The sequence below is a fragment of the uncultured Stenotrophomonas sp. genome, from assembly GCF_963519925.1.
Lineage (GTDB): Bacteria > Pseudomonadota > Gammaproteobacteria > Xanthomonadales > Xanthomonadaceae > Stenotrophomonas > Stenotrophomonas maltophilia_AE.
The window spans coordinates 1-10,590 of the sequence record NZ_CAUQPH010000125.1 but is presented as its reverse complement, the minus strand read 5'-3'; the positions used below and the strand labels follow the sequence as shown (position 1 = coordinate 10,590).

The following is a 10,590-nucleotide window of genomic DNA, read 5'->3' as shown; positions in this document are numbered from 1 at the left end:
GAGCAGGGCCGCCTTCCAGCCGGCCTTGTCGGCGGGGTCGGCGCGACGGGCTTCCGCACCCAGCCGGGCCAGCTCGGCCAGCGCCTGCGGGGTGTTCAGGTCATCGTCCAGCGCGGCCTCGATCGCGGCCGGGATGGCCGGGGTCGCGGTAACGTCGGCCAGGTCGCGCAGGGTGCCGTACAGGCGGTCCAGGGTCCGCACCGACTGCTCGATCAGCGCGTCGGACCAGTCCAGCGGCTGCCGGTAGTGGGCCGACAGCAGCGCGTAGCGCAGTGCCTCCGGCGCATGCTGGCGCACCAGGTCGTGGACCCGTTCGATGTTGCCGATCGACTTGCTCATCTTGGCGCCGCCGAAGTTGAGCATGCCGTTGTGCAGCCAGAACCGGGCGAAGGTCTGCCCGCCGTGCGCGCACTCGCTCTGCGCGATCTCGTTCTCGTGGTGCGGGAACTGCAGGTCCACGCCACCGGCATGGATGTCGATGGTCGGGCCCAGGTGCGCGGCGGCCATCGCCGAGCATTCGATATGCCAGCCCGGGCGGCCCCGGCCCCAGGGCGAGTCCCAGCCGGGCAGGTCGTCGCTGGACGGCTTCCAGAGCACGAAATCGCCCGGGTCGCGCTTGTACGGGGCCACGTCCACGCGCGCGCCTGCCAGCATTTCCTCGGGGTCGCGGTTGGACAGCTTGCCGTACCCGGCGAACGAGGCCACCGCGAACAGCACGTGGCCCTCGGCCGCATAGGCGTGGTCGGCGGCGATCAGCTGCTCGATCATCGCGATGATCTGCGGGATGTGAGCGGTGGCTTCCGGCTCGATGTCCGGCGGCACCACGCCCAGTGCGGCCATGTCTTCACGGTAGGCGGCGGCGAAGCGGTCGGTGATGGCCGAGATCGGCACGTCCTGCTCGCGCGCGGCGGTGTTGATCTTGTCGTCCACGTCGGTGATGTTGCGGGCGTAGCGCAGGCCGCCGAAACGGCGCCGCAGCAGGTCTGCCAGCACCCCGAACACCACCGGCCCGCGCGCGTTGCCGATGTGCACGTAGTTGTAGACCGTGGGACCGCACACATACAGGGTCGGACAGGTCGGATCGAGCGGCGTGAACGGTTCGAGCTGGCGTGTCAGGTTGTTGTGCAGGCGCAGGGTCATGGGGGCGTAGGGCCGGGGGGTAGGGGCAAGCCCCCGATTTTAGATCACATCGGCGCCACGCGCCGGTCCCGCATCGGCCAATGGGTCGGAAACGGCACCGTCCGGGATGGGCAGATGCGTCGTGGAAGGGTAATGTTCAGCCCCTTGTGCCTGTCACTGCCTACACTATCCCCCTTGTCCTCGAACCAGTTGCCAATGAAATCCGCTTCGTTGCTGACGCTGACCTGCCTGCTGGGTAGCGCCGCCTTCATGGCGTGCGCCCAGGAAGCCGAGGTCCGTAACCGGGTGGTGATCGTGGAGAACGTGAAGTTCGACTACGCGCAGGTCCTCAACGTGGAGCCGGTGTTCCAGACCCTGCGCGCGACCCGCACCGAGGAGCATTGCGAGCCGGTGTCGACCCGGACCCTGGCCCCGGTCAACGTCACCGGCGAAGAGCCCCAGGAAGAGAAGGGCCGCTTCGGCCGCTTCATGGACTCGGTGCGGTCGATCTTCAAGCGCGAGGACGGCAGCGTCGAGGAGATGGCCCCGGTGGTGGAGGCCCCGGCCAGCAACAACGGGCCGCTGCTGACCCGCGACTGCCGGATCATCCCGGTCGGCCGCGAGTTCCGTCGCCCGATCGCCTATGACGTGGATTACGTCTACAAGGGCACCAAATACCGCTCCCGCCTGCCGGAAGACCCGGGCAACCGGCTCAAGATCCGGGTGTCGATCACCCCGTGGGTCGGGCCGGAGCAGGGCGGCGCCGCCAATCCGTGACGCGTGTCGACCAACGGTCGATACCTACCCGCCTGAATCGCGATTCAGGCTTGCGCGCACCCCCCTCGCATGTAAAGATGGGCGGCCATGAAACTCACCGATTTCCAGCACGACACCAGCGCCGCCCGTATGGCTACGGGCATGACGTCGCGTGCCCGCCGACCGGAACCCCACATTTTCGCTGGGTAACCGGAGCTTCGTGCTGTCTGTTCGGAAAACCCAGCCTCCCGGCTGGGTTTTTTCGTTTCCACGTTCTGAAAAGTTTCATCTGCAGGTTTTTTCCCCTTTCCCTTTTCCCCAATCGCCCGCCTCAAAAGATCACCCGATGTCCCTGAAGCACTTCCTGAACACCCAGGACTGGAGCCGCCCCGAACTCGACGCCCTGCTCACCCAGGCCGCGTTGTTCAAGCGCAACAAGCTGGGCGATCAGCTCAAGGGCAAGTCCATTGCCCTGGTGTTCTTCAACCCGTCCATGCGCACCCGCACCAGCTTCGAGCTGGGCGCGTTCCAGCTGGGCGCGCACGCGGTGGTGCTGCAGCCGGGCAAGGACGCGTGGCCGATCGAGTTCAACCTGGGCACGGTGATGGACGGCGACACCGAAGAGCACATCGCCGAAGTGGCCAAGGTGCTGGGCCGCTACTGCGACATCATCGCCGTGCGCGCCTTCCCGAAGTTCGTGGACTGGGCCTACGACCGCCAGGACATCGTGCTCAACAGCTTCGCAAAGTATTCGCCGGTCCCGGTGATCAACATGGAAACCATCACCCACCCGTGCCAGGAACTGGCCCACGTGATGGCACTGCAGGAACACTTCGGCACCCAGGACCTGCGCGGCAAGAAGTACGTGCTGACCTGGACCTACCACCCCAAGCCGCTGAACACCGCCGTGGCCAACTCCGCGCTGACCATCGCCACGCGCATGGGCATGGACGTGACCCTGCTGTGCCCGACCGCCGACTACATCCTCGACGACCGCTACATGGGCTGGGCCGAACAGAACGTGGCCGAGAACGGCGGTTCGCTGAAGATCAGCCATGACATCGCCAGCGCCTACAGCGGCGCCGACGTGGTCTATGCCAAGAGCTGGGGCGCGCTGCCGTTCTTCGGCAACTGGGAACCGGAGAAGCCGATCCGCGACCAGTACAAGCACTTCATCGTCGACGAAGAAAAGATGGCCATGACCAACAACGGCGTGTTCAGCCACTGCCTGCCGTTGCGCCGCAACGTCAAGGCCACCGACGCGGTGATGGATTCGCCGCAGTGCATCGCCATCAACGAAGCGGAAAACCGCCTGCACGTGCAGAAGGCGATCATGGCTGCCGTAGCTGGCCGCTGAGCCCCGGTCCACCACACGTAGAGCCACGCCCTGCGTGGCTTCGCGGTCCCATACGAAAAACACAGAACCCCCAACATCGGATCCCACCCCATGACCAACAAAGACATCGTCCTGGCTTTCTCCGGCGGACTCGACACCAGCTTCTGCGTGCCCTACCTGCAGGAGCGCGGCTACAACGTGCACACCGTGTTCGCCGACACCGGCGGCGTGGATGACGAAGAGCGCGATTACATCGAGAAGCGCGCCGCCGAACTCGGCGTGACCAGCCACGTCACCGTGAACGGCGGCCCGGCCATCTGGGCCGGTTTCGTCAAGCCGTTCGTGTGGGCCGGTGAAGGCTACCAGGGCCAGTACCCGCTGCTGGTGTCGGACCGCTACCTGATCGTCGATGCCGCGCTGAAGCGCGCCGCCGAACTGGGTACCAACATCATTGCCCACGGCTGCACCGGCATGGGCAACGACCAGGTCCGCTTCGACCTGGCGGTAAAGGCGCTGGGCGACTACCAGATCGTCGCGCCGATCCGCGAGATCCAGAAGGAACACACCCAGACCCGCGCCTACGAGCAGAAGTACCTGGAAGAGCGCGGTTTCGGCGTGCGCGCCAAGCAGCAGGCCTACACCATCAACGAGAACCTGCTCGGCCTGACCATGTCCGGCGGCGAGATCGACCGCTGGGAAGCGCCGGGTGAAGGCGCCCGCGGCTGGTGCGCACCGCGCAGCGAGTGGCCGGAAGCGGCGTTGAACGTCACCCTGAAGTTCGTCGAAGGTGAAGCCGTGGAACTCAACGGCAAGGCGCTGCCGGGCGAGCAGATCCTGGCCCAGCTCAACAAGCTGTTCGCGCCGTACGGCGTGGGCCGTGGCGTGTACACCGGCGACACCGTGATCGGCCTGAAGGGGCGCATCGTGTTCGAAGCGCCGGGCCTGGTCTCGCTGCTGACGGCGCACCGCGCGCTGGAAGACGCGGTGCTGACGAAGCAGCAGAACCGCTTCAAGCCGGACGTGGCACGCAAGTGGGTGGAGCTGGTGTACGAAGGCTTCTACCACGACCCGCTGAAGACTGACATCGAGGCGTTCCTGAAGTCCTCGCAGGCCAAGGTCAACGGCGAAGTGGTGCTGGAAACCCGTGGCGGCCGCGTGGACGCGGTGGCGGTGAAGTCGCCGCACCTGCTCAACACCAAGGGCGCCACCTACGCGCAGTCGGCGGACTGGGGCGTGGAGGAAGCCGAGGGCTTCATCAAGCTGTTCGGCATGAGCTCGACGTTGTACGCGCAGGTCAACCGCGGTTGAGCCGCGGTTGACCTCCGGGGTGGCATTCCACCTTGACCCCGCGCCGTTGGCGCGCCCCCTTCAACAAGAAGGGGGCTTTTCTCCAGTCGGCAACGTGTTTCTGAAGGATTGTTGATCAATGCTTGAACAGACGCTCCATCACCTGCAGGCACTGGTGTCGTTCGACACCCGCAACCCGCCGCGTGCGATCACCACCGGTGGCATCTTCGATTACCTGCGCGCGAACCTGCCCGGGTTCAACGTGGAGGTGATCGACCACGGCGACGGTGCGGTCAGCCTGTATGCGGTGCGCGGCACGCCGAAGTACCTGTTCAACGTGCACCTGGACACCGTGCCCGATTCCCCGCACTGGAGCGCCGACCCGCACGTCATGCGGCGTGCCGATGATCGGGTGATCGGGCTTGGCGTATGCGACATCAAGGGCGCGGCCGCCGCACTGGTGGCCGCGGCCAATGCCAGCGACGGCGACGCGGCGTTCCTGTTTTCCAGCGACGAGGAAGCCAACGATCCGCGTTGCATCGCGGCCTTCCTCGCCCGTGGCATTCCGTATGAAGCGGTGCTGGTGGCAGAGCCGACCATGAGCGAAGCGGTGCTCGCGCACCGTGGCATCAGCTCGGTGCTGATGCACTTCGCCGGCCGTGCCGGGCATGCCTCCGGCAAGCAGGACGCGGCCGCCAGCGCGTTGCACCAAGCCATGCGCTGGGGCAACCGCGCGCTGGACCACGTCGAATCGCTGGCGCATGCCCGCTTCGGCGGCCTCACCGGCCTGCGCTTCAACATCGGCCGGGTCGAAGGCGGCATCAAGGCCAACATGATCGCCCCGGCGGCCGAGCTGCGCTTCGGGTTCCGACCGCTGCCGTCGATGGACATCGACGCGCTGCTGGCCACCTTCGCCGGCTTCGCCGAACCGGAAGCGGCGGTGTTCACCGAAACCTTCCGTGGTCCCAGCCTGCCGGCCGGCGACATTGCCGAAGCGGAGAACCGCCGCCTGGCCGCGCGTGACGTGGCCGATGCGCTGGACCTGCCGATCGGCAACGCGGTGGATTTCTGGACCGAGGCCTCGCTGTTCTCGGCCAGCGGTTACACCACCCTGGTGTACGGCCCGGGCGACATCGCCCAGGCCCACACCGCCGACGAGTTCGTGACGCTGGAGCAGCTGCAGCGTTACACCGACGCCGTGCACCGCATCATCAGCGCCGGCGCCTGACCCTTGAACATGCCGTCCGGCACTGCCGGGCGGACCTGCAACGCGGCGACCGCCGCCTGTGACGAAACCGAAATGTCTCCTGCCCTCCAGCCCCACCGCCAGACCCGCCAGACCATCGTGCGCCTGCTTTCCAGCATGGCCAGCGCGAAGGAGATCAGCCAGTACCTCAAGCGCTTTTCGCAGGTGGATGCCAAGCGCTTCGCCGTGGTCAAGGTCGGCGGCGCCGTGCTGCGTGACGACCTCGACGCGCTGACGTCGTCGCTGTCGTTCCTGCAGGAAGTCGGGCTGACCCCGATCGTGCTGCACGGTGCGGGCCCGCAGCTGGATGCCGAGCTGTCCGCCGCCGGCATCGTCAAGCAGACCGTCAACGGCCTGCGCGTGACCTCGCCGGAAGGCCTGGCGATCGTGCGCCGGGTGTTCCAGGCCTCCAACCTGCAGCTGGTCGAAGCGCTGCAGCAGAACGGTGCACGCGCCACTTCGATCACCGGCGGCGTGTTCGAGGCCGAGTACCTGGACCAGGACACCTACGGCCTGGTCGGCGAAGTGAAGAAGGTCAACCTGGCGCCGATCGAAGCCAGCCTGCGCGCCGGTTCCATCCCGGTGATCACCAGCCTGGGTGAAACCCGCTGCGGCCAGATCCTCAACGTCAACGCCGACTTCGCCGCCAACGAGCTGGTGCAGGAGCTGCAGCCGTACAAGATCATCTTCCTCACCGGCACCGGCGGCCTGCTGGATGAAGAGGGCAGGGTGATCGACTCGATCAACCTCTCCACCGAATACGACCAGCTGATGCAGCAGCCGTGGATCCACGGTGGCATGCGGGTCAAGATCGAACAGATCAAGGACCTGCTGGACCGCTTGCCGCTGGAGTCGTCGGTGTCGATCACGCGTCCGGCCGACCTGGCCAAGGAACTGTTCACCCACAAGGGCTCGGGCACGCTGGTGCGCAAGGGCGAGAAGGTGCTGCGTGCGACCTCCTGGGACGAACTGGACCTGCCGCGCCTGAAGGGCCTGATCGAGTCCAGCTTCGGCCGCACGCTGGTGCCGGACTACTTCGACAAGACCCGGTTGCTGCGCGCCTATGTCAGCGAGAACTACCGCGCCGCGGTGATCCTTACCGACGAGGCCGAAGGCGTGTACCTGGACAAGTTCGCCGTGCTCGACGACGCACAGGGCGAAGGCCTGGGCCGCGCGGTCTGGAACGTGATGCTGGAGGAGACCCCGCAGCTGTTCTGGCGTTCGCGCCACGGCAACCCGATCAACCACTTCTACTACGCCGAATCCGACGGCTGCTACAAGCAGGACCACTGGAAGGTGTTCTGGTTCGGCGCCGACGGCTTCGATCGCATCCGCACCTACGTCGACCATTGCGCCGCGCGTACCCCGAGCCTGGAGGGTTGACCCGGTGAACCACGCCGACTGGACCCGCGTCCCCACCCTCGACGGCCGGCATGTCCGCCTCGAGCCGCTGCAGATGGGGCATATCGACGGCCTGCGCGGCGCGCTGGGCGATGGTTCGCTGTCGCAGCTCAGCTACACCTACGTACCCGACGCCAAGGGCATGACCGCCTACGTGCAGGCGGCGCTGAAGGCGCAGGCCGAAGGCAAGGCGCTGCCGTTCGCGGTGCTGGATGGCGACGGCCAGGTGGTGGGCACCACCCGCTATTACGATCTCGAGGAAAGCGTGCCGCGCCTGAGCATCGGGCATACCTGGTATGCACGCAGCGCGCAGCGCACCGGGGTCAACACCGAGGCCAAGCTGATGCTGCTGCGCCACGCCTTCGAACGGCTGCAGTGCATCAGCGTGGTACTGGAAACCAGCACCCTCAACACGGCCTCGCGCGCGGCGATCGCGCGACTTGGCGCCCGGCAGGACGGCGTGCTGCGCAACCACAAGCGGCACCCGGACGGCAGCGCGCGCGATACCGTCATCTTTTCCATCACCGACGCGGAGTGGCCGGAGGTCAAACGCCACCTGCAGGACCGCCTGGACGCACACGCATGAGCACTTCCAAGACAACTTTCACCATTGGCATCGTCGGTGCCCGAGGCCATACCGGTGCCGAGCTGATCAAGCTGATCGCCGCGCACCCGCAGCTGGCGCTGGCCTTCGTGTCCTCGCGCGAGCTGGCCGGGCAGCGCGTGGACGCGCATTACCCTGACGTCGATCAGCAGGGCAGGGCCCCGCTCTACTTCGAGAACCTGGACGCCGACGCCGTCGCCGCCAAGGGTGCGGACGCGGTGATCCTCGCGCTGCCCAACGACCTGTCCGCCCCGTTCGTCGCAGCGCTGGACGCGGCGCGCCCGGACACGGTGATCGTGGACCTGTCGGCCGACCACCGCTTCGAAGGCAGCTGGTACTACGGCCTGCCCGAGCTGACCCGCGGCGATTACCGTGGCCAGAAACACATCAGCAACCCGGGCTGCTACGCCACCGCGATGCAACTGGCGATCAGCCCGCTGCTCGACCAGCTGGCCGGTCCGCCGCAGTGCTTCGGCGTGTCCGGCTATTCCGGCGCCGGCACCACCCCGTCGGACAAGAACAACCCCGAGCTGCTGCGCGACAACCTGATGCCGTACGCGCTCACCAACCATGTGCACGAACGCGAAGTGAGCGCGCACCTGCGCGTGCCGGTGGAGTTCATGCCACACGTGGCCCCGCATTTCCGTGGCATCACCATGACCGTCAACCTGTGGCTGCAGCAGCCGCTGGGCCGCGAGCAGATCGTCGACGCCTACCGGCGCTTCTACGCCGATGAAGCGCTGGTCGAGGTCATCGACGAAGCGCCGTGGGTGAGCCGCATCGCCGGCCGCCACGGCGTGCAGATCGGTGGCTTCACCGTGGCCCCGGGCGGCAAGCGCGTGGTGGTGGTGGCGACGCTGGACAACCTGCTCAAGGGCGCGGCCACCCAGGCCATGCAGAACCTCAACCTGGCCCTGGGCCTGGATGAACTGACCTCGATTCCGCATTGATTGGAGCAAGACATGGCAGACCTTCTCTGGCAGAAGCCCGGCGTAGCGGTGGATGCGAAAATCCAGACCTTCCTCGCCGGCGATGACGTCATCCTCGACCGCGAGTTCTTCCTGTACGACGTGCAGGCCAGCAAGGCGCACGCGCAGGGCCTGGAGAACATCGGCATCCTCACCGCCACCGAGCGCGGCGATCTGCAGCGCGAGCTGGACGTGCTGGCCGACGATTTCCGCAGCGGCGGGTTCGTGCTCGACGAGCGCTTCGAGGATTGCCATTCGGCGATCGAAGCGCGCCTGACCGAACGCCTGGGCGATGCCGGCCGCAAGATCCACACCGGCCGCAGCCGCAACGACCAGATCCTGGTCGCCACCCGGCTGTGGCTGAAGGACAAGCTGCTGCAGGTTTCCGCGCTGAGCCGCGAAGTAGCCAAGGTCGCCCTGGATCGCGCCGAAGCCGAGAAAGACCTGCCGGTGCCGGGCTACACCCACATCCAGCGCGCCGTGGTGTCCTCGGCGGGCATGTGGTGGGCCGGCTGGGCTGAAGCCTTCATCGACAACGCGGTGCGCGCGCACGACATCTTCGCGCTGGTCGATGCCAATCCGCTGGGCACGGCGGCCGGTTACGGCGTGAACCTGCCGCTGGACCGCGCCCACACCACCCAGGCCCTGGGCTTTGCGCGCATGCAGATCTCGCCGATCTACGCGCAGCTGTCGCGCGGCAAGTTCGAGCTGGCCGCACTGGAAGCGCTCGGCGGTGCCACCCTGGACCTGCGCCGCCTGGCCTGGGACCTGTCGCTGTTCACCAGCGGCGAGTACGGCTTCGTCGCGCTGCCGGCGCAGTACACCACCGGCAGCTCGATCATGCCCAACAAGCGCAACCCGGACGTGATCGAACTGATGCGCGCCACCCACGCCAGCGTGGCTGCGGCGCGTACCGAGATCGAGCAGCTGTTGTCGCTGCCGTCCGGTTACCACCGCGACCTGCAGGGCAGCAAGGGCGCCATCTTCCACGGCTTCGGTCGTGGCCTGGCCGCGCTGGAACTGCTGCCGGCGCTGCTGGCCAACCTGGAATGGCGCGAAGACAAGCTGCGCGTTGCCATCGATTCGGGCATGTACGCCACCGACGTGGCCGTGGAAGCGGCCGTGGCCGGCGTCCCGTTCCGCGAGGCCTACAAGGCGGCGGCTGCGTCCTCGGATACCGCCGGGCAGGGACGTACTCCGGAAGGCAGCCTGGCCGCGCGCGTGTCGCCCGGCGCGGCCGCGGACCTGCGGCTCGACGAACTGCGCGCCCGCTGGGCAGCACTGGCGTAACGCAGGACGGCGGCCACTGGCCGCCGTTCCTGTATTGGCATCAATCAACGGAGTTCCGCATGAAGATCTGCTACCTCGTATTGGTTACCCGCACGCCTGCGTTCCGTGATGAAGCGGGTGCCGAACACGCACGTTTTCTCGATGAGGTGCGCGCCCGCGACCAGCTGCTCATCACCGGCGGGTTCACCGACAAGACCGGCGGCGCTTACGTGCTGCACAACGTGGCCGACCGCGCCGCCGCGCAGGCCATCGTCGACGCGGATCCGCTGATGACCCTGGGCAGCGCCACCGCCACCGTCCACGAATGGTCCACCCGCTGAGGGAGCCCCCGCGATGCACCCCACGCCCGTGCAGTCCCCGTTCCCCGAACAGCCGGTGCCTGGCTGGAAGCGCGCCGTCCTGAAGGTCGGCAGCAGCCTGCTGGCGGCCGATGGCGGTGGGCTGTCGCCCCGTCACGCGCTGGGGCTGGCGCAGTTCGTTTCCGCCAATGTACTGGCGGGGCGCGAGGTCGTGATCGTGTCGTCCGGCGCGGTGGCGGCCGGGCGCGCGATCGTGCCGCGGGCGCTGGAAGCCGGGGCGGCGA

10 protein-coding genes and 1 pseudogene are annotated in these 10,590 nt (G+C 67.2%); 10 read left to right on the top strand and 1 reads right to left on the bottom strand.

Annotation, left to right across the window (positions count from 1 at the left end):
* Positions 1-1,140 (bottom strand): cysteine--tRNA ligase (gene cysS / locus RWO33_RS16460; protein ID WP_314106243.1); only part of this gene is annotated, 1,140 nt, incomplete at its 3' end.
* A 195-nt stretch (positions 1,141-1,335) separates the two neighbouring features.
* Here cysS and RWO33_RS16455 point away from each other — a divergent pair.
* From RWO33_RS16455 to RWO33_RS16410, 10 genes and pseudogenes are all read left to right on the top strand, one after another.
* Positions 1,336-1,896: a hypothetical protein gene (locus RWO33_RS16455; protein WP_145480090.1), complete on the top strand. Its 561-nt coding sequence runs from the start codon at positions 1,336-1,338 to the stop codon at positions 1,894-1,896.
* Positions 1,897-2,221: 325 nt separating this feature from the next.
* A complete protein-coding gene (locus RWO33_RS16450; RefSeq protein ID WP_145480092.1) occupies positions 2,222-3,232 on the top strand; it encodes an N-acetylornithine carbamoyltransferase in 1,011 nt (336 codons plus the stop codon).
* A 90-nt stretch (positions 3,233-3,322) separates the two neighbouring features.
* Entirely contained in the window at positions 3,323-4,519 is a 1,197-nt protein-coding gene (locus RWO33_RS16445) for an argininosuccinate synthase (protein ID WP_314106242.1), read from the top strand.
* A gap of 118 nt (positions 4,520-4,637) precedes the next feature.
* A complete protein-coding gene (locus tag RWO33_RS16440; RefSeq protein ID WP_314106241.1) occupies positions 4,638-5,726 on the top strand; it encodes an acetylornithine deacetylase in 1,089 nt (362 codons plus the stop codon).
* Positions 5,727-5,798: 72 nt separating this feature from the next.
* Positions 5,799-7,127 (top strand): acetylglutamate kinase, encoded by a 1,329-nt coding sequence (locus RWO33_RS16435; RefSeq protein ID WP_314106240.1) that lies wholly within the window; start codon positions 5,799-5,801, stop codon positions 7,125-7,127.
* 4 nt (positions 7,128-7,131) lie between these two features.
* Positions 7,132-7,731 (top strand): GNAT family protein, encoded by a 600-nt coding sequence (locus tag RWO33_RS16430; protein ID WP_314106239.1) that lies wholly within the window; start codon positions 7,132-7,134, stop codon positions 7,729-7,731.
* Positions 7,728-8,699 carry an N-acetyl-gamma-glutamyl-phosphate reductase gene (argC, locus tag RWO33_RS16425; RefSeq protein WP_314106238.1) on the top strand — a complete coding sequence of 324 codons (972 nt, stop codon included), beginning with the start codon at positions 7,728-7,730 and terminating at the stop codon, positions 8,697-8,699. The genes RWO33_RS16430 and argC overlap by 4 nt, the downstream gene beginning before the upstream one ends.
* A 12-nt stretch (positions 8,700-8,711) precedes the next feature.
* Positions 8,712-10,007, top strand: coding sequence for an argininosuccinate lyase (gene argH, locus RWO33_RS16420; protein WP_314106237.1), 1,296 nt, complete (start codon positions 8,712-8,714; stop codon positions 10,005-10,007).
* A gap of 59 nt (positions 10,008-10,066) precedes the next feature.
* The gene (locus tag RWO33_RS16415) at positions 10,067-10,327 is read left to right on the top strand and encodes a YciI family protein (RefSeq protein WP_145480105.1); all 261 of its coding nucleotides are present in this window, start codon (positions 10,067-10,069) and stop codon (positions 10,325-10,327) included.
* A gap of 13 nt (positions 10,328-10,340) precedes the next feature.
* A pseudogene (locus tag RWO33_RS16410) lies at positions 10,341-10,590 on the top strand (glutamate 5-kinase); the annotation flags it as partial.

What these genes read in the sequence shown, in the direction of transcription:
- RWO33_RS16455 (WP_145480090.1), top strand. Translation starts at nt 1,336, where the DNA reads ATGAAATCCGCTTCGTTGCTGACGCTGACCTGCCTGCTGGGTAGCGCC.
- RWO33_RS16415 (WP_145480105.1), top strand. Translation starts at nt 10,067, where the DNA reads ATGAAGATCTGCTACCTCGTATTGGTTACCCGCACGCCTGCGTTCCGT.
- RWO33_RS16435 (WP_314106240.1), top strand. Translation starts at nt 5,799, where the DNA reads ATGTCTCCTGCCCTCCAGCCCCACCGCCAGACCCGCCAGACCATCGTG.
- argC (WP_314106238.1), top strand. Translation starts at nt 7,728, where the DNA reads ATGAGCACTTCCAAGACAACTTTCACCATTGGCATCGTCGGTGCCCGA.
- RWO33_RS16445 (WP_314106242.1), top strand. Translation starts at nt 3,323, where the DNA reads ATGACCAACAAAGACATCGTCCTGGCTTTCTCCGGCGGACTCGACACC.
- RWO33_RS16440 (WP_314106241.1), top strand. Translation starts at nt 4,638, where the DNA reads ATGCTTGAACAGACGCTCCATCACCTGCAGGCACTGGTGTCGTTCGAC.
- RWO33_RS16450 (WP_145480092.1), top strand. Translation starts at nt 2,222, where the DNA reads ATGTCCCTGAAGCACTTCCTGAACACCCAGGACTGGAGCCGCCCCGAA.
- argH (WP_314106237.1), top strand. Translation starts at nt 8,712, where the DNA reads ATGGCAGACCTTCTCTGGCAGAAGCCCGGCGTAGCGGTGGATGCGAAA.